Source organism: Escherichia sp. 93.1518, from assembly GCF_013368915.2.
In the GTDB taxonomy this organism is placed as follows: Bacteria; Pseudomonadota; Gammaproteobacteria; order Enterobacterales; family Enterobacteriaceae; genus Escherichia; species Escherichia ruysiae.
The window spans coordinates 56,980-80,981 of record NZ_JABWMT020000006.1 but is presented as its reverse complement, the minus strand read 5'-3'; the positions used below and the strand labels follow the sequence as shown (position 1 = coordinate 80,981).

The 24,002-nt window shown below is 52.2% G+C and carries 21 protein-coding genes and 1 riboswitch; of the genes, 15 read left to right on the top strand and 6 right to left on the bottom strand.

Annotation, left to right across the window (positions count from 1 at the left end; genetic code table 11):
• Positions 1 to 5: 5 nt before the first annotated feature.
• A riboswitch (TPP riboswitch) is annotated at positions 6 to 105 on the bottom strand.
• 33 nt (positions 106 to 138) lie between these two features.
• The 6 genes from sgrR to leuL form a co-directional block, all read right to left on the bottom strand.
• Positions 139 to 1,794 (bottom strand): DNA-binding transcriptional regulator SgrR, encoded by a 1,656-nt coding sequence (gene sgrR / locus HEN21_RS06300; protein WP_176252535.1) that lies wholly within the window; start codon positions 1,792 to 1,794, stop codon positions 139 to 141.
• 326 nt (positions 1,795 to 2,120) lie between these two features.
• The gene (gene leuD, locus HEN21_RS06295) at positions 2,121 to 2,726 is read right to left on the bottom strand and encodes a 3-isopropylmalate dehydratase small subunit (RefSeq protein WP_000818245.1); all 606 of its coding nucleotides are present in this window, start codon (positions 2,724 to 2,726) and stop codon (positions 2,121 to 2,123) included.
• Between the two features lie 10 nt (positions 2,727 to 2,736).
• Complete coding sequence (leuC, locus tag HEN21_RS06290; RefSeq protein WP_001140671.1) at positions 2,737 to 4,137, bottom strand: 3-isopropylmalate dehydratase large subunit; 1,401 nt, start codon at positions 4,135 to 4,137, stop codon at positions 2,737 to 2,739.
• A 2-nt stretch (positions 4,138 to 4,139) separates the two neighbouring features.
• On the bottom strand, positions 4,140 to 5,231 hold the full coding sequence (gene leuB / locus HEN21_RS06285) for a 3-isopropylmalate dehydrogenase (protein ID WP_176252534.1): 1,092 nt from the start codon (positions 5,229 to 5,231) through the stop codon (positions 4,140 to 4,142).
• The gene (leuA, locus tag HEN21_RS06280) at positions 5,231 to 6,802 is read right to left on the bottom strand and encodes a 2-isopropylmalate synthase (protein WP_052906208.1); all 1,572 of its coding nucleotides are present in this window, start codon (positions 6,800 to 6,802) and stop codon (positions 5,231 to 5,233) included. Before leuA ends, leuB begins: the two co-directional genes overlap by 1 nt.
• A gap of 92 nt (positions 6,803 to 6,894) precedes the next feature.
• On the bottom strand, positions 6,895 to 6,981 hold the full coding sequence (leuL, locus tag HEN21_RS06275) for a leu operon leader peptide (RefSeq protein ID WP_001300467.1): 87 nt from the start codon (positions 6,979 to 6,981) through the stop codon (positions 6,895 to 6,897).
• Between the two features lie 658 nt (positions 6,982 to 7,639).
• On the opposite strand from leuL, the gene leuO reads away from it, so the two are divergent.
• The 15 genes from leuO (at position 7,640) to murG (ending at position 23,983) form a co-directional block, all read left to right on the top strand.
• Entirely contained in the window at positions 7,640 to 8,584 is a 945-nt protein-coding gene (gene leuO, locus HEN21_RS06270) for a transcriptional regulator LeuO (RefSeq protein WP_010345415.1), read from the top strand.
• A gap of 317 nt (positions 8,585 to 8,901) precedes the next feature.
• Positions 8,902 to 10,626, top strand: coding sequence for an acetolactate synthase 3 large subunit (gene ilvI / locus HEN21_RS06265; protein WP_000425627.1), 1,725 nt, complete (start codon positions 8,902 to 8,904; stop codon positions 10,624 to 10,626).
• A 2-nt stretch (positions 10,627 to 10,628) separates the two neighbouring features.
• Complete coding sequence (ilvN, locus tag HEN21_RS06260) at positions 10,629 to 11,120, top strand: acetolactate synthase small subunit (RefSeq protein WP_010355142.1); 492 nt, start codon at positions 10,629 to 10,631, stop codon at positions 11,118 to 11,120.
• Positions 11,121 to 11,131: 11 nt separating this feature from the next.
• A complete protein-coding gene (locus HEN21_RS06255; protein ID WP_032147791.1) occupies positions 11,132 to 11,218 on the top strand; it encodes a hypothetical protein in 87 nt (28 codons plus the stop codon).
• 81 nt (positions 11,219 to 11,299) lie between these two features.
• Positions 11,300 to 12,304 carry a catabolite repressor/activator gene (gene cra, locus HEN21_RS06250; protein ID WP_000762401.1) on the top strand — a complete coding sequence of 335 codons (1,005 nt, stop codon included), beginning with the start codon at positions 11,300 to 11,302 and terminating at the stop codon, positions 12,302 to 12,304.
• A 601-nt stretch (positions 12,305 to 12,905) separates the two neighbouring features.
• Positions 12,906 to 13,364, top strand: a complete 459-nt coding sequence (mraZ, locus tag HEN21_RS06245; RefSeq protein WP_000488288.1) for a division/cell wall cluster transcriptional repressor MraZ — start codon at positions 12,906 to 12,908, stop codon at positions 13,362 to 13,364.
• A gap of 1 nt (position 13,365) precedes the next feature.
• Positions 13,366 to 14,307 carry a 16S rRNA (cytosine(1402)-N(4))-methyltransferase RsmH gene (rsmH, locus tag HEN21_RS06240; protein WP_000970479.1) on the top strand — a complete coding sequence of 314 codons (942 nt, stop codon included), beginning with the start codon at positions 13,366 to 13,368 and terminating at the stop codon, positions 14,305 to 14,307.
• On the top strand, positions 14,304 to 14,669 hold the full coding sequence (gene ftsL, locus HEN21_RS06235; RefSeq protein WP_000625658.1) for a cell division protein FtsL: 366 nt from the start codon (positions 14,304 to 14,306) through the stop codon (positions 14,667 to 14,669). The genes rsmH and ftsL overlap by 4 nt, the downstream gene beginning before the upstream one ends.
• A gap of 15 nt (positions 14,670 to 14,684) precedes the next feature.
• A complete protein-coding gene (gene ftsI, locus HEN21_RS06230) occupies positions 14,685 to 16,451 on the top strand; it encodes a peptidoglycan glycosyltransferase FtsI (RefSeq protein ID WP_000642204.1) in 1,767 nt (588 codons plus the stop codon).
• Positions 16,438 to 17,925, top strand: coding sequence for a UDP-N-acetylmuramoyl-L-alanyl-D-glutamate--2,6-diaminopimelate ligase (gene murE, locus HEN21_RS06225; RefSeq protein ID WP_105287001.1), 1,488 nt, complete (start codon positions 16,438 to 16,440; stop codon positions 17,923 to 17,925). The genes ftsI and murE overlap by 14 nt, the downstream gene beginning before the upstream one ends.
• Positions 17,922 to 19,280, top strand: a complete 1,359-nt coding sequence (murF, locus tag HEN21_RS06220; protein WP_176251926.1) for a UDP-N-acetylmuramoyl-tripeptide--D-alanyl-D-alanine ligase — start codon at positions 17,922 to 17,924, stop codon at positions 19,278 to 19,280. Before murE ends, murF begins: the two co-directional genes overlap by 4 nt.
• Entirely contained in the window at positions 19,274 to 20,356 is a 1,083-nt protein-coding gene (gene mraY / locus HEN21_RS06215) for a phospho-N-acetylmuramoyl-pentapeptide-transferase (protein ID WP_000964122.1), read from the top strand. Before murF ends, mraY begins: the two co-directional genes overlap by 7 nt.
• A gap of 2 nt (positions 20,357 to 20,358) precedes the next feature.
• Positions 20,359 to 21,675, top strand: a complete 1,317-nt coding sequence (murD, locus tag HEN21_RS06210) for a UDP-N-acetylmuramoyl-L-alanine--D-glutamate ligase (protein WP_176251925.1) — start codon at positions 20,359 to 20,361, stop codon at positions 21,673 to 21,675.
• On the top strand, positions 21,675 to 22,919 hold the full coding sequence (gene ftsW / locus HEN21_RS06205) for a cell division protein FtsW (RefSeq protein WP_010345404.1): 1,245 nt from the start codon (positions 21,675 to 21,677) through the stop codon (positions 22,917 to 22,919). The genes murD and ftsW overlap by 1 nt, the downstream gene beginning before the upstream one ends.
• Positions 22,916 to 23,983 carry an undecaprenyldiphospho-muramoylpentapeptide beta-N-acetylglucosaminyltransferase gene (gene murG, locus HEN21_RS06200; protein WP_000016579.1) on the top strand — a complete coding sequence of 356 codons (1,068 nt, stop codon included), beginning with the start codon at positions 22,916 to 22,918 and terminating at the stop codon, positions 23,981 to 23,983. Before ftsW ends, murG begins: the two co-directional genes overlap by 4 nt.
• The last annotated feature ends 19 nt before the right edge of the window (positions 23,984 to 24,002 follow it).

Sequence of the window (24,002 nt, the reverse complement as noted above, 5' to 3'; positions counted from 1 at the left end):
AGGACTTGAGAAGGAGCCTCAAATCCCTTCGCCGGCGTTATCCGGATCAGGTTCGACGGGTATTTTCTCAGCGCACGCGTCTGCGTGGCACCCCGTTGAGAACGGCGTTAGTGTAGTGATTTTGTTATCAACCAGCAATCATGGATCCGGTGGCGCAAACCACGCTGATTTAAAATCGAACCAGCCGAGGGTATTCATGCGCAGACCGCGCATACTACGTTGCCCCTGAATGATCAACCAGTGGTGGATCAGCGGCACCATCGCTTTGCTGGTAACCAGTTGCTGGCACCAGTTCGCCAGATTCATCTCGCCATTACGCCAGCGGGCGGCGTCGGCTTGCCAGTCGATCGGAATACAGTGTTGTAGCAGCGGCACCTCGCACAAGTGCGCGAACAGCGAAAAATCCAGCGGCAGCGTAAAGTTGGCGCTGTTAAGCCAGATGTCGCTTTCGATCTCACCTTCGTGCCATTGATCGTAGCTGATCTCATTGATGTTAAGCGTCACCTGATGACTTGCCAGAATTTGCTGCATGATCCTGGCAATTACCCGATGTTCAATATGATCCTGGTAAAAGGTCAGGGTGAGATGTTCCAGTCCGGCGGGTTTTTCGCAATGCGTGGGGCGGGCATGGTGCCAACGGGGAAGCAACCCATAGGCCGGGAACCAGAGTTGTTGGTACTGTTCCTCGGCGAAATAAACCAGATTGGTCGGCGAAAGCACATAGCTTACCCAGTCTCTGACTTGCTGATTCGCCCCGCGATGGGTGCGGCTGTCGAACAGTAAATAATAGCAACCTTCCTCCAGGCGGCTTTCAATCTCTTTTTCCTCGCCCTGCGGCCCTTTCAGCATCAGCCCTCCGGCTGGCTCGTCGGCAATTTCCGGCAAGACCCAGACGTTAACCTCGTCGATTAGCGCGCGATAACCGAAGAAGTCATCGAATGCCTGAATTTTCAACTGATTGGCGCTGTTACGCATTACCGCATACGGACCAGTGCCGATGGGATGGCTGGCAAAGTTGCTGAGGGTTTCCCATTCACGCGGCAGGATCATCGCCGGAACTTGCCCCAGCAGTAACGGCAACCAGCGGTCTGGTTGTGTGAGATGGATATCCAGCGTCCAGGGCGTCGGCGATACAATTTCAGCAATGTGGGAGTAGAGCGGCAGCGTATTGATCCGTTTCAAAGAGGCAATTACGTCGTCCATTTCCAGTTCACGCCCATGATGAAAATGAACTCCCGGACGTAAAAAGAAACGCCAGTGAAGCGGAGAAATTTGTTGCCAGTGGTGGGCGATGTCCGCTTCCAGTTCCCCATTTTCCTCATTTATGCGGGTTAACGCGCTGAAGATTTGCCGGGCGATATGCGTTTCGGAACGGCGTAATGCGCTGCCAGGCATCAGGTTGCGCAACGGACGATAGTAGAGGACGCGCAGGATGTGCCGCCCCTGGCGGAAGCTACGCCCCAGATGAGAAACCAGCATTTGCCGCACAGCGGTTTTATCACCAACGAGTTGCACCAGTTGGTCGATACGATCCTGTTCCAGTAAGTCCTCTGCCCGCTGTTGTTGTAGCGCCAGCCCGGTATAGAGAAACGTTAAACGCGAGCGTTTGCCGCGCCCGACTTCCGCTTCCCACGTCAGCCAGCCGCGATCCTGCATGGTGTTGAGCAGGGTGCGCATATGACGGCGGGAGCAGCTCAATAACTCCGCCAGTTCGTTCAGCGTTGTCTCCTGCGATTTACCCTCGCAGCATTGCCACAGGCGGATGAACTGTTGTTGCAGACGAGCAGATGGCATAAAAGGGGAACTCCTGCGCAAAAGTCAGCAATTTTATTTTCCCTATATTAAGTCAATAATTCTTAACGATGAAGCAATGAGGTATCCCATGCGTCAGTTTTATCGGCACTATTTTATCGTGACAGAGAAGATGTGCTGGCTTCGCGGGTTAATCGTTCTACAACGTTTAGTCATGCCTGAAGAACGGATACCGTGGGAGGGGAGTTACTTTGACTACTGATTTGCAGACATCATGTGTGACTGAGTATTGGTGTTAATCGCCACGCCAGCAGTGAATACCTGCTGGCTTTTTTCTTTTTGGCGATTGAGTGCGGACGGAGTACAAACTAACGCATAAACGCTGGTTGCTTCTCTTCATAAGACGCGATGGCGTCGCCGTGCTGCAGTGTCAGACCGATGCTGTCCAGACCATTCATCATGCAGTGGCGGCGGAAGGCATCAATAGCAAAGCGATAAGTTTTATCACCCGCTTTCACTTCTTGAGCTTCCAGATCCACATCGAAATGAATTCCCGGATTGGCTTGCACCAACGCAAACAGCTCATCCACTTCGGCATCGCTTAATTTCACCGGCAGCAACTGGTTGTTAAAGCTGTTACCGTAAAAGATATCGGCGAAACTCGGCGCAATCACCACTTTAAAACCGTAATCAGTCAACGCCCACGGCGCGTGCTCACGCGAGGAACCGCAGCCGAAGTTTTCCCGCGTCAGTAAAATGGATGCGCCCTGATATTGCGGGAAGTTCAGCACGAAATCCGGGTTTGGCTGTTGGCCTTTTTCATCGAGAAAACGCCAGTCGTTAAACAGATGCGCGCCAAAACCAGTGCGCGTCACTTTCTGCAAAAACTGTTTCGGGATGATTGCATCTGTGTCGACATTGGCGGCATCCAGCGGAACCACCAGGCCTGTGTGTTTGATAAATTTCTCTGCCATGGTGTGCTCCTTATTTAATGTTGCGGATATCGGCAAAATGACCAGTAACAGCAGCGGCGGCAGCCATTGCCGGGCTGACCAGATGCGTACGCCCGCCGCGCCCCTGGCGGCCTTCAAAGTTACGGTTGCTGGTGGAGGCACAACGTTCGCCCGGATTCAGACGATCGTTGTTCATCGCCAGACACATTGAGCAGCCAGGCAAGCGCCATTCAAAACCGGCTTCAATAAAGATTTTGTCCAGACCTTCTGCTTCTGCCTGGGCTTTTACCGGACCGGAGCCGGGAACCACCAGCGCCTGTACGCCTGGCGCGACTTTCCGACCTTTGGCGATTTCCGCTGCCGCGCGTAAATCTTCAATGCGCGAGTTGGTGCAGGAACCGATAAACACTTTGTCGATAGCGACTTCAGTCAGCGGAATACCCGGTTTCAGCCCCATATAGGCCAGTGCTTTTTCTGCCGACGCGCGTTCAACCGGATCGGAAAATGAAGCGGGATCAGGGATATTCTCGTTAACGGAGATCACCTGTCCTGGGTTAGTTCCCCAGGTCACCTGCGGGGCGATCTCTTCTGCCTGTAAAGTAACAACGGTATCGAAAGTTGCACCTTCGTCGGTTTGCAGGGTTTTCCAGTAGGCAACGGCGTCGTCGAAATCTTTGCCCTTCGGCGCATGAAGACGGCCTTTGACATAGTTAAAGGTGGTTTCGTCTGGTGCAACCAGACCGGCTTTCGCGCCCATTTCGATTGCCATATTACACAGGGTCATACGACCTTCCATGCTCAAATTGCGGATCGCTTCGCCGCAAAATTCCACCACATGCCCGGTGCCGCCTGCGCTGCCAGTTTTACCGATAATCGCCAGTACGATATCTTTTGCGGTAATACCTGGTGCGGCTTTGCCCTGAACTTCAATTTTCATGGTCTTTGCGCGTCCCTGTTTCAGGGTTTGCGTTGCCAGCACGTGTTCAACTTCGGAAGTGCCGATACCAAAGGCCAGTGCGCCAAACGCACCGTGAGTGGCGGTATGAGAGTCACCGCAAACAATGGTCATTCCTGGTAACGTCACGCCCTGTTCTGGTCCCATCACGTGGACGATCCCTTGATACGGGTGATTCAGGTCATACAGCTCGACGCCAAATTCTTTGCAGTTTTTGATCAGCTCCTGCATCTGGATGCGCGCCATTTCTCCGCAGGCATTAATGTCTTTGGTCTGGGTAGAGACGTTGTGATCCATGGTGGCGAAGGTTTTACCCGGCTGACGCACCGGGCGACCGTGGGCGCGCAGACCATCGAACGCCTGCGGTGATGTCACTTCGTGTACCAGATGGCGGTCGATATATAACAGCGGGGTTTCGTTTTCGGCTTCGTAGACTACGTGAGCGTCGAACAATTTTTCGTATAACGTCTTAGCCATGATTACACCCCTTCAGCCACATAGCGGGCAATGATATCGCCCATTTCATCGGTACTAACGGCGGCAGCGCCACGGGCTAAATCTCCGGTGCGAATGCCTTCTTCTAATGCGCGGTTAATGGCGCGTTCAATGGCGGAAGCCGCATCATCGGCATCCAGGCTGTAGCGCAGCAGCATCGCCAGCGACAGAATTTGCGCAATCGGGTTGGCGATATTTTTGCCTGCGATATCTGGTGCCGAGCCGCCCGCCGGTTCATACAGTCCAAAACCTTGCTCGTTCAGGCTGGCGGAAGGCAACATGCCCATCGAGCCAGTGATCATTGCGCATTCATCAGAAAGAATGTCGCCAAACAGGTTGGAGCACAGCAGAACGTCAAACTGCGATGGATCTTTAATCAGTTGCATGGTGGCGTTGTCGATGTACATATGCGCCAGTTCGACATCCGGATATTCAATGGCGATCTCGTTAACGATCTCTCGCCATAAAATAGAAGATTGCAGCACGTTGGCTTTGTCGATTGAGGTGACTTTGTGGCGACGCTTGCGGGCAGATTCAAACGCGATGCGGGCAATGCGTTCGATCTCAAAACGGTGATACACCTCGGTATCAAACGCTTTTTCATATTGTCCGCTACCTTCGCTGCCTTTGGGCTGACCGAAATAGATGCCGCCAGTCAGTTCGCGTACACACAGGATGTCGAAGCCGTTAGCGGCAATGTCTGCGCGCAGCGGGCAGAACGCTTCCAGCCCCTGATACAGTTTTGCCGGACGCAGGTTGCTGAATAATTTGAAGTGCTTACGCAAAGGCAACAGCGCGCCGCGTTCTGGTTGCTGGTCTGGTGGTAAATGTTCCCACTTCGGGCCTCCAACTGAGCCAAACAGCACAGCATCGGCTTGCTCACAACCTTCAACCGTCGCAGGTGGCAGTGGCTGCCCGTGGTTATCAATGGCTGCGCCGCCTACATCGTAATGGCTGGTGGTGATGCGCATCGCAAAGCGGTTACGCACGGCGTCCAGCACTTTCAGCGCCTGGGTCATCACTTCCGGCCCGATCCCATCTCCGGGCAATACGGCAATATGGTAATTCTTCGACATCACACGGTTTCCTTGTTGTTTTCGTTGTGTTGAGCTTTGCGTTGCAACTCTTTTTCGACTTCTGCGGCGCGCCAGATATTGTTCAGCACGTGTACCATCGCTTTAGCGGAGGACTCGACAATATCGGTAGCCAGGCCGACGCCGTGGAAGCGGCGACCGTTGTAGTTGGCAACAATATCCACCTGACCCAGCGCATCTTTACCGTGGCCTTTGGCGGTCAGGCTGTATTTCACCAGTTCGACGTTATAGTCAGTGATGCGGTTAATTGCCTGGTAGACGGCATCGACCGGACCGTTACCATTGGCGGCTTCCGCTTTTACTTCCTCGCCACAGACCAGTTTGACGGCAGCGGTGGCGATATCGTTAGAACCAGACTGCACGCTGAAGTAATCCAGACGGAAATGCTCCGGTTCTTCTTGCTGTTTTCCGATGAAGGCCAGCGCCTCCAGGTCGTAATCAAACACCTGACCTTTCTTATCTGCCAGTTTCAGAAACGCGTCGTACAGGTTGTCTAAATTATATTCACTTTCTTTATATCCCATCTCATCCATGCGGTGTTTCACCGCCGCACGACCGGAACGAGAGGTCAAATTCAACTGGATTTGGTTCAGACCAATAGATTCTGGTGTCATGATTTCGTAATTTTCGCGATTTTTCAGCACGCCATCCTGGTGAATGCCGGAGGAGTGCGCGAACGCACCGCTGCCGACAATGGCTTTGTTTGCCGGGATCGGCATATTACAAATCTGGCTAACTAACTGGCTGGTGCGCCATATTTCCTGGTGATTAATGGCGGTGTGGACGTTGAGAATATCCTTACGTACCTTGATCGCCATGATCACTTCTTCCAGCGAACAGTTACCGGCACGCTCGCCGATCCCGTTCATCGCGCCTTCTACCTGCCGCGCGCCGGCATGTACCGCCGCCAGTGAGTTGCCGACCGCCAGACCCAAATCATCGTGGGTATGTACGGAAATAATGGCTTTATCGATGTTGGGTACGCGTTCATACAGGCCGCTGATGATTCCGGCGAACTCAAACGGCATGGTGTAGCCCACGGTATCCGGAATGTTGATGGTGGTGGCACCGGCGTTAATCGCCGCTTCGACCACTCGCGCCAGGTCGGCAATCGGTGTGCGTCCGGCATCTTCGCAAGAAAATTCAACATCATCGGTGTAATTACGTGCGCGTTTTACCATATAAATAGCGCGTTCGATCACCTCGTCCAGCGTGCTGCGCAGCTTGGTGGCGATGTGCATTGGCGAAGTGGCAATAAAGGTATGAATACGGAAGGCTTCGGCGACTTTCAGGGATTCGGCCGCCACGTCGATATCTTTTTCCACGCAGCGAGCTAACGCGCATACGCGGCTGTTTTTAACCTGGCGAGCGATGGTTTGCACTGATTCAAAATCACCCGGCGAAGAGACGGGGAACCCGACTTCCATCACGTCAACACCCATACGCTCAAGCGCCAGCGCAATTTGCAGTTTTTCTTTAACACTCAAGCTTGCCTGTAACGCCTGTTCACCGTCGCGCAATGTGGTATCGAAAATAATAACTTGCTGGCTCATGGTTTGGGTCCTTGTCTCTTTTAGAGCGCCTCGCTTCGGGCATAAAAAAACCCGCGCAATGGCGCGGGTTTTTTGTTTGACTGCGTGCTGGCTTAATGCTGAATGCCGCTCACTCGTCTACCGCGCAAAGAAGATGCGTTTAGTAGTAGTAGACCGATAAAGCGAACGATGTGAGTCATTAAATCAGCTCCAGATGAATGCGATATGCTTTTAGAGTTACTGGATACAAAAACGGATGTCAACCCTGATGCAACAAAAACGTCCCGCCAGCATGAGTTCTGCATGAGTTGAATTAGCTAATTGTGCTGCACGGGTTTAAACAGTCGATATTAATTTCTGCTTAACCGCACATTCCTTTCATTGGTGGACATACTTCAGAATAATTTATGGCATTTAATCAATGAGGTAAGAAAGAGGGAAATTTATTCGTTACTCTGTCTATCCTGATGATTTGTATTGAATTATATTTTGAGTGAATGTTTTGATATTGATTTTATGAATATTATTGATCGATTAATGTTAAGGATTAACGCATCAAATATATAAATTAATTATTAAATGCGCACGTTTAATCCATTTCTTGGATGATTGAGTATTCGCGGGAGTTATGATTAGATTGTTTTCGCAACAAAAACATTATGGATTATTATGCTGTGGTGAATGACTCTTCGCACGGCAATGGATTCTGTTTTTATCAGAACCCGTATCTTTATGTTTTCCTAATTTTACGCATTTTTCTTTTTCTTATTTTATATGCATGGTAAATCATATTTTTCAGGATTATTTCTCTGCATTCCAATAAGGGAAAGGGAGTTAAGTGTGACAGTGGAGTTAACTATGTCAGAGGTAAAAACAGATCATCCAGAAATTGCGGAGTTAAGCAAGCCACAGCTACGCATGGTCGATCTAAACTTATTAACCGTTTTCGATGCCGTGATGCAGGAGCAGAACATTACCCGTGCCGCGCATGTTCTGGGCATGTCGCAACCTGCGGTCAGTAACGCTGTTGCACGCCTGAAGGTGATGTTTAATGACGAGCTTTTTGTTCGTTATGGGCGTGGTATCCAACCGACTGCCCGCGCTTTTCAACTTTTTGGCTCTGTGCGTCAGGCGCTGCAATTAGTGCAAAACGAATTACCAGGTTCAGGTTTTGAGCCGGCCAGCAGCGAACGTGTATTCCATCTTTGCGTTTGCAGCCCGTTAGATAGCATTCTTACCTCGCAGATTTATAATCACATTGAGCAAATCGCGCCAAATATTCATGTGATATTCAAGTCTTCATTAAATCAGAACACCGAACATCAGCTACGTTATCAGGAAACGGAGTTTGTTATTAGTTATGAAGACTTCCATCGTCCTGAGTTTACCAGTGTGCCATTATTTAAAGATGAAATGGTGCTGGTAGCCAGCAAGAACCATCCGACTATTAAAGGCCCATTACTGAAACATGACGTTTATAACGAACAACATGCGGCGGTTTCGCTTGATCGTTTCGCGTCATTTAGTCAACCGTGGTATGACACGGTAGATAAGCAAGCCAGTATCGCGTATCAGGGCATGGCAATGATGAGCGTCCTTAGCGTGGTGTCGCAAACCCATCTGGTTGCTATTGCGCCGCGTTGGTTGGCTGAAGAGTTCGCTGAATCCTTAGAGTTACAGGTATTACCGCTGCCGTTAAAACAAAACAGCAGAACCTGTTATCTCTCCTGGCATGAGGCTGCCGGGCGTGATAAAGGCCATCAATGGATGGAAGAGCAATTAGTCTCTATTTGTAAACGTTAAGCAAAGGCAGAATAAATCAGGCGCGTAATTCTGGTTTATTCTGCATTTTTTATTAAATGCAGAATTTTATTCTGAATACATGTTTGCCCTGATTTTAGAAATAATGAAAAAATAGAGAAATTGCTGTAACTGGTCGAATTTGACCGATTTATTATCAATTCTGTCCGCCATTCTGGATTATTTTATCGTTTATTTTCTCCTTTCCTCCTGTTTATTCTTATTTCTTCACGCTTGTGGCTCTGCTTGTCAATTGCTTAAGCAAGATCGGACGGTTAATGTGTTTTACACATTTTTTCCGCCAAACAGTGAGGCAAGCCATGGAGATGTTGTCTGGAGCCGAGATGGTCGTCCGATCGCTTATCGATCAGGGCGTTAAACAAGTATTCGGTTATCCCGGAGGCGCAGTCCTTGATATTTACGATGCATTGCATACCGTGGGCGGTATTGATCACGTATTAGTTCGTCATGAGCAGGCAGCGGTACATATGGCCGATGGCCTGGCGCGCGCGACCGGAGAAGTGGGCGTTGTGCTGGTGACATCGGGTCCTGGAGCCACCAACGCAATTACCGGTATCGCCACCGCCTATATGGACTCCATTCCGCTGGTTATCCTTTCCGGGCAGGTGGCAACCTCGCTGATAGGTTACGATGCCTTTCAGGAGTGTGACATGGTGGGAATTTCCCGGCCGGTGGTTAAACACAGTTTTCTGGTTAAGCAAACGGAAGACATTCCGCAGGTGCTGAAAAAGGCTTTCTGGCTGGCGGCAAGCGGGCGTCCTGGTCCGGTGGTGGTTGATTTACCGAAAGATATTCTTAATCCGGCGAACAAATTACCTTACGTCTGGCCGGAATCGGTCAGTATGCGCTCGTATAACCCGACAACGTTGGGTCATAAAGGGCAGATTAAACGTGCACTACAAACGCTGGCGGCGGCGAAAAAACCGGTCGTTTACGTAGGCGGTGGCGCAGTGACTGCGGCTTGCCATCAACAACTCAAACAGATTATTGAGCAACTTAATCTTCCTGTCGTCTCGTCATTAATGGGATTAGGCGCGTTTCCGGCAACGCATCGTCAGGCGCTGGGAATGCTGGGAATGCACGGCACTTACGAAGCCAATATGACAATGCATAATGCCGATGTCATTTTTGCGGTTGGCGTACGCTTTGATGATCGCACTACTAACAATCTGGCAAAGTACTGCCCAAATGCGACGGTGTTACATATTGATATCGATCCAACCTCTATCTCAAAAACCGTGACCGCCGACATCCCGATCGTTGGCGATGCGCGGCTGGTGTTGGATCAAATGCTGGAGTTGCTGGCACAAGAAACGGCTCACCAACCGTTGGATGAAATCCGTGATTGGTGGCAGAAAATTGAACAGTGGCGCGCTCGCCAGTGCCTTAAATACGACACTCGGAGCGAAAAGATTAAACCGCAGGCGGTGATCGAGACACTCTGGCGACTGACGAAGGGGGACGCTTACGTTACGTCCGACGTCGGGCAGCACCAGATGTTCGCCGCACTTTATTATCCTTTCGACAAACCGCGTCGCTGGATCAACTCCGGTGGCCTTGGCACCATGGGTTTTGGTTTACCTGCGGCACTGGGCGTCAAAATGGCGCTGCCGGAAGAAACTGTGGTCTGCGTTACTGGCGACGGCAGTATTCAGATGAACATTCAGGAACTGTCTACTGCCTTGCAATACGAGCTTCCGGTGCTGGTGGTGAATCTTAATAACCGCTATCTGGGGATGGTGAAACAGTGGCAGGACATGATCTATTCCGGTCGTCATTCACAATCTTATATGCAATCTCTGCCAGATTTCGTCCGTCTGGCAGAAGCCTATGGTCATGTTGGTATCCAGATTTCGCGCCCGGATGAGCTGGAAAGTAAACTTGGCGAGGCGCTGGAACAGGTACGAAATAATCGCCTGGTATTTGTTGATGTCACCGTCGATGGCAGTGAGCACGTTTATCCGATGCAGATTCGCGGGGGCGGAATGGATGAAATGTGGTTAAGCAAAACGGAGAGAACCTGATTATGCGCCGGATATTATCAGTATTACTCGAAAATGAATCAGGCGCGTTATCCCGCGTGATCGGCCTTTTTGCCCAGCGTGGCTATAACATTGAAAGCCTGACCGTTGCGCCAACCGACGATCCGACATTATCGCGCATGACTATCCAGACCGTGGGCGATGAAAAAGTGCTTGAGCAGATCGAAAAGCAATTACACAAGCTGGTCGATGTGTTGCGCGTGAGCGAGCTGGGGCAGGGTGCGCACGTTGAGCGGGAGATTATGCTGGTGAAAATTCAGGCCAGCGGCTATGGACGTGACGAAGTGAAACGCAATACGGAAATATTTCGTGGGCAAATCATTGATGTCACGCCTTCGCTTTATACCGTTCAACTGGCAGGCACCAGCGATAAACTCGATGCATTTTTAGCATCGATTCGCGATGTGGCGAAAATTGTTGAAGTTGCCCGCTCTGGCGTCGTCGGTCTTTCGCGCGGCGATAAAATAATGCGTTGAGAATGATCTCAATGCGCAATTTGCAGCCCAATAAGCCACGTTGGGCTTTTTTTGCGAATTTAGTAGGAACCTGGAATAAAAGCAGTTGCCGCAGTTAATTTTCTGCGCTTAGATGTTAATGAATTTAATCCATACCAGTACAATGGTTATGGTTTTTACATTTTACGCAAGGGGCAATTGTGAAACTGGATGAAATCGCTCGGCTGGCGGGAGTGTCGCGGACCACTGCAAGCTATGTTATTAACGGCAAAGCGAAGCAATACCGTGTGAGCGACAAAACCGTTGAGAAAGTCATGGCAGTGGTGCGTGAGCACAATTACCACCCGAATGCCGTGGCGGCTGGGCTTCGTGCTGGACGCACACGTTCTATTGGTCTTGTTATCCCCGATCTTGAGAACACAAGTTATACCCGCATTGCTAACTATCTTGAACGCCAGGCGCGTCAACGCGGTTATCAGCTACTCATTGCTTGTTCCGAAGATCAGCCAGACAACGAAATGCGTTGTATTGAGCATCTTTTACAACGTCAGGTCGATGCCATCATTGTTTCGACTTCGCTGCCGCCAGAGCATCCTTTCTATCAACGCTGGGCTAATGACCCGTTCCCGATTGTCGCGCTGGATCGCGCCCTCGATCGTGAACATTTCACCAGCGTGGTTGGTGCCGACCAGGATGATGCTGAAATGTTGGCGGAAGAGTTACGTAAGTTTCCGGCCGAAACGGTACTTTATCTTGGCGCGCTGCCGGAGCTTTCTGTCAGCTTCCTGCGTGAGCAGGGTTTCCGTACTGCCTGGAAAGATGATCCGCGCGAAGTGCATTTCCTTTATGCCAATAGCTATGAGCGGGAAGCTGCTGCCCAGTTATTCGAAAAATGGCTGGAAACGCATCCGATGCCGCAGGCGCTGTTCACTACCTCTTTTGCATTGTTGCAGGGAGTGATGGATGTCACGCTGCGTCGCGATGGTAAACTGCCTTCCGATCTGGCGATTGCCACCTTTGGCGATAACGAATTGCTCGACTTCTTACAATGTCCTGTGCTGGCAGTGGCTCAGCGTCATCGGGATGTCGCAGAGCGCGTGCTGGAGATTGTCCTGGCGAGTCTGGATGAGCCGCGTAAGCCAAAACCAGGTTTAACGCGCATCAAACGAAATCTCTATCGTCGCGGCGTCCTCAGCCGTAGCTAAACGTTAAACAAAAAATGATGCGCTGGTTGATTGCGGCTGGCGCATTGAGTACGTAATTGGACATCAATATCCTTTATGTAAATAAGACTATTCCTGACTATTATCCATAAGACCTTCTAAATATCTCACCAATTAACTTCATTCGATGTGCTTAATGATAATTAAGTCGTAACGATGGATTGCGATTGCATTATTTTGTTACATGCAAATCGGCAATTGCCGATTAAACAAACACTTTTCTAATCTTTTACGCAAAGTCGCTGGCGTCAGGCATGGCGCGTGCGCAACAGGGACTGTTATCCGGGGGCGATATGTCCTAAAATGCCGCTCGCGTCGCAAACTGACACTTTATATTTTCATTAAGGAAAAAGAAGTCGTTTTTAAAACGGTAATGATGAGTGGGATTTTTTCTTACAACTATTCATAACGTTAATTTGCTTCGTTCGTTGGGCGATTTTTAAACAATGCAGATATTAGTCGTAAACATCGGGTTTTTTGCTTCGGTAAGGAATGTTCCTGGCTTGACAAGCTTTTCCTCCGCTCCGTAAACTCCTTTTAGTGGGAATTTGTGGGATAAAGTGGTAATTGGGGGAAGACTGGCATGTTCCGGGGAGCAACGTTAGTCAATCTCGACAGTAAAGGGCGCTTATCGGTGCCCACCCGTTATCGGGAAGAGCTGCTCGGGAACGCTGCCGGTCAAATGGTGTGTACCATTGACATTCATCACCCATGTCTGCTGCTTTACCCCCTTCCTGAATGGGAAATTATCGAGCAAAAATTATCGCGTCTGTCGAGCATGAACCCGGTTGAGCGCCGTGTGCAGCGCCTTCTGTTAGGTCATGCCAGCGAATGTCAGATGGATGGCGCAGGTCGATTGTTAATCGCGCCAGTACTGCGGCAACATGCCGGGCTGACAAAAGAAGTGATGTTGGTTGGACAGTTCAATAAGTTTGAGCTGTGGGATGAAACAACCTGGCATCAACAAGTCAGGGAAGATATCGACGCAGAACAGTTGGCTACCGAAAACTTATCGGAGCGGCTGCAGGACTTGTCTCTATAAAATGATGGAAAACTATAAACATACTACGGTGCTGTTGGATGAAGCCGTAAATGGCCTCAATATCCGTCCTGACGGTATCTACATTGATGGAACTTTTGGTCGCGGTGGTCACTCACGTCTGATCCTCTCGCAGCTTGGCGAAGAGGGGCGTTTGCTGGCGATCGATCGCGACCCGCAGGCTATTGCCGTTGCGAAGACTATTGATGATCCGCGCTTCTCCATCATACATGGACCTTTCTCCGCGCTGGGCGAATACGTCGCCGAGCGTGATCTTATCGGCAAGATTGATGGCATTCTCCTCGATCTTGGCGTCTCTTCACCGCAACTCGATGATGCTGAACGCGGTTTTTCCTTTATGCGCGATGGCCCGCTGGACATGCGTATGGATCCGACGCGCGGTCAATCCGCTGCTGAATGGCTACAAACTGCCGAAGAAGCCGATATCGCCTGGGTATTAAAAACGTATGGCGAAGAACGTTTCGCTAAACGCATTGCGCGCGCCATTGTCGAGCGTAACCGCGAACAGCCGATGACCCGCACCAAAGAACTGGCGGAAGTCGTTGCTGCCGCAACGCCGGTGAAGGACAAATTTAAACATCCTGCGACCCGTACCTTCCAGGCGGTGCGCATCTGGGTAAACAGTGAACTGGAGGAGATAGAGCAGGCGCTAAAAAGCTCGCTCAACGTGTTGGCGCCAGGTGGGCGGCTATCGATCATCAGTTTTCATTCGCTGGAAGACCGTATTGTGAAACGCTTTATGCGTGAAAACAGTCGTGGTCCGCAAGTACCGGCAGGATTACCGATGACTGAAGAGCAGCTCAAAAAACTGGGTGGCCGTCAGTTGCGAGCATTAGGCAAGTTGATGCCGGGCGAAGAAGAGGTGGCAGAGAACCCTCGTGCCCGTAGTTCAGTTCTGCGTATTGCAGAGAGGACGAACGCATGATCAGCAGAGTGACAGAAGCTCTAAGCAAAGTTAAAGGATCGATGGGAAGCCACGAGCGCCATGCCTTGCCTGGCGTCATCGGTGACGATCTTTTGCGATTTGGGAAGCTGCCACTCTGCCTGTTCATTTGCATTATTTTGACGGCGGTGACTGTGGTGACCACAGCACACCATACCCGTTTGCTGACCGCTCAGCGCGAACAACTGGTGCTGGAGCGAGACGCTTTAGACATTGAATGGCGCAACCTGATTCTTGAAGAGAACGCGCTCGGCGACCATAGCCGGGTGGAAAGGATCGCTACGGAGAAGCTGCAAATGCAGCATGTCGATCCATCACAAGAAAATATCGTAGTGCAAAAATAAGGATAAACGCGACGCATGAAAGCAGCGGCGAAAACGCAGAAACCAAAACGTCAGGAAGAACATGCCAACTTTATCAGTTGGCGTTTTGCGTTGTTATGCGGCTGTATTTTACTGGCGCTGGCTTTTCTGCTCGGGCGCGTAGCGTGGTTACAGGTTATCTCCCCGGATATGTTGGTGAAAGAGGGCGACATGCGTTCTCTTCGCGTTCAACAAGTATCCACCTCACGCGGCATGATTACTGACCGCTCTGGTCGCCCATTAGCGGTAAGTGTGCCGGTAAAAGCGATCTGGGCTGACCCAAAAGAAGTGCATGACGCTGGCGGTATCAGCGTCGGTGACCGCTGGAAGGCGCTGGCTAACGCGCTTAACATTCCACTGGATCAGCTCTCAGCCCGCATTAACGCCAACCCGAAAGGACGCTTTATTTATCTGGCGCGTCAGGTAAACCCTGACATGGCGGACTACATCAAAAAACTGAAACTGCCGGGGATTCATCTGCGTGAAGAGTCTCGCCGTTACTATCCGTCCGGCGAAGTGACCGCTCACCTCATTGGCTTTACCAATGTCGATAGCCAGGGGATTGAGGGCGTCGAGAAGAGTTTCGATAAATGGCTTACCGGGCAGCCGGGTGAACGTATTGTGCGTAAAGACCGCTACGGTCGCGTAATTGAAGATATTTCTTCTACCGACAGCCAGGCGGCGCACAACCTTGCGCTGAGTATTGATGAACGCCTGCAGGCGCTGGTTTATCGCGAACTGAACAACGCGGTGGCCTTTAACAAGGCGGAATCCGGTAGTGCCGTGCTGGTGGATGTCAACACTGGCGAAGTGCTGGCGATGGCTAACAGCCCGTCATACAACCCAAACAATCTGAGTGGCACGCCAAAAGAGGCGATGCGTAACCGTACCATCACCGACGTCTTTGAACCAGGTTCAACCGTCAAGCCGATGGTGGTGATGACCGCGTTGCAGCGCGGCGTGGTGCGAGAAAACTCAGTACTGAATACCGTTCCTTATCGAATTAACGGCCACGAAATCAAAGACGTGGCGCGCTACAGCGAATTAACCCTGACCGGGGTATTACAGAAGTCGAGTAACGTCGGTGTTTCCAAGCTGGCGTTAGCGATGCCGTCCTCAGCGTTAGTAGATACTTACTCACGTTTTGGACTGGGAAAAGCGACCAATTTGGGGTTGGTCGGAGAACGCAGTGGCTTATATCCTCAAAAACAACGGTGGTCTGACATAGAGAGGGCCACCTTCTCTTTCGGCTACGGGCTAATGGTAACACCGTTACAGTTAGCGCGAGTCTACGCAACTATCGGCAGCTACGGCATTTATCGCCCGCTGTCGATTACCAAAGTTGACCCCCCGGTTCCCGGTGAACGAGTCTTCCCGGAATCCATTGTCCGCACCGTGGTGCATATGATGGAAAGCGTGGCGCTACCGGGCGGCGGCGGCGTGAAGGCGGCGATTAAAGGCTATCGTATCGCTATTAAAACCGGTACTGCGAAAAAGGTCGGGCCGGACGGTCGCTACATCAATAAATATATTGCTTATACCGCAGGCGTTGCGCCTGCGAGTCAGCCGCGCTTCGCGCTGGTTGTTGTTATCAACGATCCGCAGGCGGGTAAATACTACGGCGGCGCCGTTTCCGCGCCGGTCTTTGGTGCCATCATGGGCGGCGTATTGCGCACCATGAACATCGAGCCGGATGCGCTGACAACGGGTGATAAAAATGAATTTGTGATTAATCAAGGCGAGGGGACAGGTGGCAGATCGTAATTTGCGCGACCTTCTTGCTCCGTGGGTGCCAGACGCACCTTCGCGAGCACTGCGAGAGATGACACTCGACAGCCGTGTGGCTGCGGCGGGCGATCTCTTTGTAGCTGTAGTAGGTCATCAGGCGGACGGGCGTCGATATATCCCGCAGGCGATAGCGCAAGGTGTGGCTGCCATTATTGCAGAGGCGAAAGATGAGGCGACCGACGGTGAAATCCGTGAAATGCACGGCGTACCGGTCATCTATCTCAGCCAGCTCAATGAGCGTTTATCTGCACTGGCGGGTCGCTTTTACCATGAACCCTCTGACAATTTACGTCTCGTGGGCGTAACGGGCACCAACGGCAAAACCACGACTACCCAGCTTCTGGCGCAGTGGAGCCAACTGCTTGGCGAAACCAGCGCGGTAATGGGCACTGTTGGTAACGGCCTGCTGGGGAAAGTCATCCCGACGGAAAATACCACCGGATCGGCAGTTGACGTTCAGCATGAGCTGGCGGGGCTAGTGGATCAGGGCGCGACTTTTTGCGCGATGGAAGTTTCCTCCCACGGACTGGTACAGCACCGTGTGGCGGCATTGAAATTTGCGGCGTCAGTTTTTACCAACTTAAGCCGCGATCACCTTGATTATCATGGTGATATGGAACACTACGAAGCCGCGAAATGGTTGCTTTATTCTGAACATCATTGCGGTCAGGCGATTGTTAACGCTGATGATGAAGTGGGTCGCCGCTGGCTGGCAAAACTACCAGACGCGGTTGCGGTGTCGATGGAAGACAATATCAATCCGAACTGTCACGGTCGTTGGCTGAAAGTGACCGATGTGAACTATCACGACAGCGGTGCGACTATCCGCTTCACCTCAAGCTGGGGCGATGGCGAAATAGAAAGTCGCCTGATGGGCGCTTTTAACGTCAGCAACCTGATGCTGGCGCTGGCGACACTGCTGGCGCTGGGTTATCCGCTGGCCGATCTGCTAAAAACCGCCGCACGTCTGCAACCGGTTTGCGGACGTATGGAAGTGTTCACTGCGCCAGGCAAACCGACGGTGGTGGTGGATTACGCTCACACGCCAGATGCGTTGGAAAAAGCCTTACAGGCGGCGCGTCTGCACTGTGCGGGCAAGCTGTGGTGCGTCTTTGGCTGTGGCGGCGATCGTGATAAAGGCAAGCGTCCACTGATGGGCGCAATTGCCGAAGAGTTTGCTGACGTGGCGGTGGTGACGGACGATAACCCGCGTACCGAAGAACCGCGCGTCATCATCAACGATATTCTGGCGGGAATGTTAGATGCCGGACATGCCAAAGTGATGGAAGGCCGCGCTGAAGCGGTGACTTGCGCCGTTATGCAGGCTAAAGAGAATGATGTGGTGCTGGTCGCGGGCAAAGGCCATGAAGATTACCAGATTGTTGGCAACCAGCGTCTGGACTACTCCGATCGTGTCACGGTGGCGCGTCTGCTGGGGGTGATCGCATGATTAGCGTAACCCTTAGCCAACTGGCGAACATTCTCAACGGTGAACTGCAAGGGGCAGATATCACCCTTGATGCCGTAACGACTGACTCCCGTAAACTGACGCCGGGCTGCCTGTTTGTTGCCCTGAAAGGCGAACGTTTCGATGCCCATGATTTTGCCGACCAGGCGAAAGCTGGCGGCGCGGGCGCGCTGCTGGTTAGCCGTCCGCTGGACATCGAGCTGCCACAGTTAATCGTCAAGGATACGCGTCTGGCGTTTGGTGAACTGGCTGCATGGGTTCGCCAGCAAGTTCCGGCGCGCGTGGTTGCTCTGACCGGTTCCTCCGGCAAAACCTCTGTGAAAGAGATGACGGCGGCGATTTTAAGCCAGTGCGGGAAGACGCTTTATACGGCTGGCAACCTCAACAATGACATCGGCGTGCCGATGACGCTGCTGCGCTTAACGCCAGAATACGACTACGCAGTCATTGAACTTGGTGCGAACCATCAGGGCGAAATTGCCTGGACAGTAAGCCTGACCCGCCCGGAAGCCGCGCTGGTCAACAACCTGGCGGCGGCGCATCTGGAAGGCTTCGGTTCTTTGGCGGGCGTGGCAAAAGCGAAAGGCGAAATCTTTACCGGCCTGCCGGAAAACGGTATCGCCATTATGAATGCCGACAATAACGACTGGTTGAACTGGCAAAGCGTGATTGGCAATCGCAAAGTGTGGCGTTTCTCACCCAATGCCGCCAACAGTGATTTTACCGCCACCAATATTCATGTGACCTCGCACGGTACTGAATTTACGCTGCAAACTCCAACGGGTAGCGTCGATGTCCTGCTGCCGCTGCCGGGGCGTCACAATATTGCGAATGCATTGGCTGCTGCGGCGCTCTCCATGTCCGTGGGCGCAACGCTTGATGCCATCAAAGCGGGGCTGGCAAATCTACAGGCTGTTGCTGGCCGTTTGTTCCCCATCCAACTGGCGGAAAACCAGTTGCTGCTCGACGACTCCTACAACGCTAACGTCGGCTCCATGACTGCCGCAGTTCAGGTTCTGGCTGAGATGCCGGGCTACCGTGTACTGGTCGTTGGCGATATGGCGGAACTGGGCGCTGAAAGCGAAGCCTGCCATGTACAGGTGGGCGAAGCGGCAAAAGCTGCTGGTATTGACCGCGTGTTAAGCGTGGGTAAACAAAGCCATGCTATTAGTACCGCCAGCGGTGTGGGCGAACATTTTGCTGATAAAACTGCGTTAATTACGCGTCTTAAATCACTGATTGCTGAGCAACAGGTAATTACGATTTTAGTTAAGGGTTCACGTAGTGCTGCCATGGAAGAGGTAGTACGCGCTTTACAGGAGAATGGGACATGTTAGTTTGGCTGGCCGAACATTTGGTCAAATATTATTCCGGCTTTAACGTCTTTTCCTATCTGACGTTTCGCGCCATCGTCAGCCTGCTGACCGCGCTGTTCATCTCATTGTGGATGGGGCCGCGCATGATTGCTCATCTGCAAAAACTCTCCTTTGGTCAGGTGGTGCGTAACGATGGCCCGGAATCGCACTTTAGCAAGCGCGGTACGCCGACCATGGGCGGGATTATGATCCTGACAGCGATTGTGATCTCCGTACTGCTGTGGGCTTACCCGTCTAACCCGTATGTCTGGTGCGTACTGGTAGTGCTGGTCGGCTACGGCATCATTGGCTTCGTTGATGACTATCGCAAAGTCGTGCGCAAAGACACCAAAGGGTTGATCGCACGTTGGAAGTATTTCTGGATGTCGGTCATTGCGCTGGGTGTTGCTTTCGCTTTGTATCTTGCCGGGAAAGACACGCCAGCAACGCAACTGGTTGTACCGTTCTTTAAAGATGTGATGCCGCAGTTAGGTTTGTTCTACATCCTGCTGGCCTACTTCGTTATTGTCGGCACCGGTAACGCGGTAAACCTGACCGATGGTCTTGATGGCCTGGCGATTATGCCGACCGTATTTGTCGCTGGTGGTTTTGCGCTGGTGGCGTGGGCGACCGGCAACATGAACTTTGCCAGCTATTTACACATACCGTATCTGCGACATGCAGGGGAACTGGTCATTGTCTGCACCGCGATAGTCGGGGCAGGGCTGGGCTTCCTGTGGTTTAACACCTATCCGGCGCAGGTCTTTATGGGTGATGTCGGTTCGCTGGCGTTAGGCGGCGCGTTGGGCATTATCGCCGTACTGCTGCGTCAGGAATTCCTGCTGGTGATTATGGGCGGCGTGTTTGTCGTCGAAACCCTGTCGGTTATTTTGCAAGTCGGCTCCTTTAAACTGCGCGGGCAACGTATTTTCCGCATGGCGCCGATTCATCACCACTATGAACTGAAAGGCTGGCCGGAACCGCGCGTCATTGTGCGTTTCTGGATTATTTCGCTGATGCTGGTTCTGATTGGTCTGGCAACGCTGAAGGTACGTTAATCATGGCTGATTACCTGGGTAAAAATGTCGTCATTATCGGCCTGGGCCTCACCGGGCTTTCTTGCGTGGACTTTTTCCTTGCTCGCGGCGTGACGCCGCGCGTAATGGATACGCGTATGACACCGCCTGGTCTGGATAAATTACCCGAAGCGGTGGAGCGCCATACTGGCGGTCTCAATGATGAATGGCTGATGGCGGCAGATCTGATTGTCGCCAGCCCCGGTATTGCGCTGGCGCATCCTTCCTTAAGCGCCGTTGCTGATGCCGGAATTGAAATTGTTGGCGATATCGAGCTGTTCTGCCGCGAAGCACAAGCGCCTGTCGTGGCGATCACCGGTTCTAACGGCAAAAGCACTGTCACCACCTTAGTGGGGGAAATGGCGAAAGCAGCAGGCGTTAACGTTGGCGTGGGTGGCAACATTGGTCTGCCAGCATTGATGCTGCTGGATGCTGAGTGCGAGCTGTATGTGCTGGAACTGTCAAGCTTCCAGCTGGAAACGACATCCAGCTTACAGGCGGTGGCGGCGACGATTCTGAACGTGACTGAAGATCATATGGATCGCTATCCATTTGGTTTACAGCAGTATCGTGCGGCAAAACTGCGTATTTACGAAAACGCAAAAGTTTGCGTGGTTAATGCCGATGATGCCTTAACGATGCCGATTCGCGGTGCGGATGAACGTTGCGTCAGCTTCGGCGTCAATATGGGTGACTATCACCTGAACCATCAGCAGGGTGAAACCTGGCTGCGGGTGAAAGGCGAGAAAGTGTTGAACGTGAAAGAGATGAAACTTTCCGGGCAGCATAACTACACCAATGCGCTGGCTGCACTGGCGCTGGCTGATGCCGCAGGTTTACCGCGTGCCAGCAGCCTGAAAGCGTTAACCACGTTTACCGGTCTGCCGCATCGCTTTGAAGTGGTGCTGGAGCATAACGGTGTGCGCTGGATTAACGATTCGAAAGCGACCAATGTCGGCAGTACCGAAGCGGCGCTGAATGGCCTGCACGTAGACGGCACGCTGCATTTGTTGCTGGGTGGCGATGGTAAATCGGCAGACTTCAGCCCACTGGCCCGCTATCTGAATGGCGATAACGTGCGTCTGTATTGTTTCGGTCGTGATGGCGCACAGTTGGCGGCGTTACGCCCGGAAGTGGCAGAGCAAACCGAAACTATGGAACAGGCGATGCGCTTGCTGGCTCCGCGTGTCCAACCAGGAGATATGGTTCTGCTCTCCCCGGCCTGTGCCAGCCTTGATCAGTTCAAGAACTTTGAACAACGAGGCAATGAGTTTGCCCGTCTGGCGAAGGAGTTAGGTTGATGCGTTTATCTCTCCCTCGCCTGAAAATGCCGCGCCTGCCGGGATTTAGTATCCTGGTCTGGATCTCCACGGCGCTAAAGGGCTGGGTGATGGGCTCGCGGGAAAAAGATACCGACAGCCTGATCATGTACGATCGCACCTTGCTGTGGCTGACCTTCGGCCTCGCGGCGATTGGCTTTATCATGGTGACCTCGGCGTCAATGCCCATAGGGCAACGCTTAACCAACGATCCGTTCTTCTTCGCGAAGCGTGATGGCGTCTATCTGATCCTGGCGTTCATTCTGGCGATCATTACGCTGCGTCTGCCGATGGAGTTCTGGCAACGCTATAGTGCCACGATGCTGCTCGGATCAATCATCCTGTTGATGATCGTGCTGGTGGTGGGTAGCTCGGTTAAAGGGGCATCGCGTTGGATCGATCTTGGCTTGCTGCGTATCCAGCCAGCTGAACTGACCAAGCTGTCGCTGTTTTGCTATATCGCCAACTATCTGGTGCGCAAAGGCGATGAAGTGCGTAACAACCTGCGCGGCTTCCTGAAACCGATGGGCGTGATTCTGGTGTTGGCCGTGTTGCTGCTGGCACAGCCTGACCTTGGTACGGTGGTGGTGTTGTTTGTGACTACGCTGGCGATGCTGTTCTTGGCTGGGGCGAAATTGTGGCAGTTCATCGCCATTATTGGCATGGGGATTTCAGCGGTTGTGTTGCTGATCCTCGCCGAACCGTACCGTATTCGTCGTGTTACCGCATTCTGGAACCCGTGGGAAGATCCTTTCGGCAGCGGCTATCAGCTGACGCAATCGCTGATGGCGTTTGGTCGCGGCGAACTGTGGGGACAAGGTTTAGGTAACTCGGTACAAAAACTGGAGTATCTGCCGGAAGCGCACACTGACTTTATTTTCGCCATTATCGGCGAAGAACTGGGGTATATCGGTGTGGTGCTGGCGCTTTTAATGGTATTCTTCGTCGCTTTTCGCGCGATGTCGATTGGTCGTAAAGCGTTAGAAATTGACCATCGTTTTTCCGGTTTTCTCGCCTGTTCAATTGGCATCTGGTTTAGTTTCCAGGCGCTGGTTAACGTCGGCGCTGCGGCGGGGATGTTACCGACCAAAGGTTTGACATTGCCGCTCATCAGTTACGGTGGTTCGAGCTTACTGATTATGTCGACAGCCATCATGATGCTGTTGCGTATTGATTATGAAACGCGTCTGGAGAAAGCGCAGGCGTTTGTACGAGGTTCACGATGAGTGGTCAAGGGAAGCGATTAATGGTGATGGCAGGCGGTACTGGCGGACATGTGTTCCCGGGGCTTGCGGTTGCGCATCATTTAATGACCCAGGGGTGGCAAGTTCGCTGGCTGGGTACTGCCGATCGTATGGAAGCGGACTTAGTGCCGAAGCACGGTATCGAGATCGACTTTATTCGTATCTCTGGTTTGCGCGGCAAGGGTATTAAAGCGTTACTCGCAGCTCCGTTGCGTATCTTTAACGCCTGGCGTCAGGCGCGGGCGATTATGAAAGCGTATAAACCTGACGTGGTGCTCGGTATGGGCGGCTACGTTTCAGGCCCAGGAGGTCTGGCAGCGTGGTCGTTAGGCATTCCGGTCGTACTTCATGAACAAAACGGTATTGCGGGCTTAACCAATAAATGGCTGGCGAAGATTGCGACCAAAGTGATGCAGGCGTTTCCAGGCGCTTTCCCTAATGCGGAAGTGGTGGGTAATCCTGTTCGTACCGATGTGCTGGCGCTGCCGTTGCCGCAGCAACGTTTGGCTGGACGTGAAGGTCCGGTTCGTGTGTTGGTAGTGGGTGGTTCTCAGGGCGCACGCATTCTTAACCAGACAATGCCGCTGGTTGCAGCAAAGCTGGGCGATTCAGTCACTATCTGGCATCAGAGCGGCAAAGGTTCGCAACAATCCGTTGAACAAGCGTATGCCGAAGCAGGGCAACCGCAGCATAAAGTGACGGAATTTATTGATGATATGGCGGCGGCGTATGCGTGGGCGGATGTTGTCGTTTGCCGCTCTGGTGCGTTGACGGTGAGTGAAATCGCTGCGGCGGGGTTACCAGCATTGTTTGTGCCGTTTCAGCATAAAGACCGCCAGCAATACTGGAATGCACTGCCGCTGGAAAAAGCGGGCGCAGCCAAAATTATCGAGCAACCACAGCTTACTGTGGATGCTGTCGCCAACACCCTGGCCGGGTGGTCGCGAGAAACCTTATTAACCATGGCAGAACGCGCCCGTGCTGCATCCATCCCGGATGCCACCGAGCGAGTGGCAAATGAAGTGAGCCGGGCTGCCCGGGCGTAATTGTGGCGATGCCTTTTGC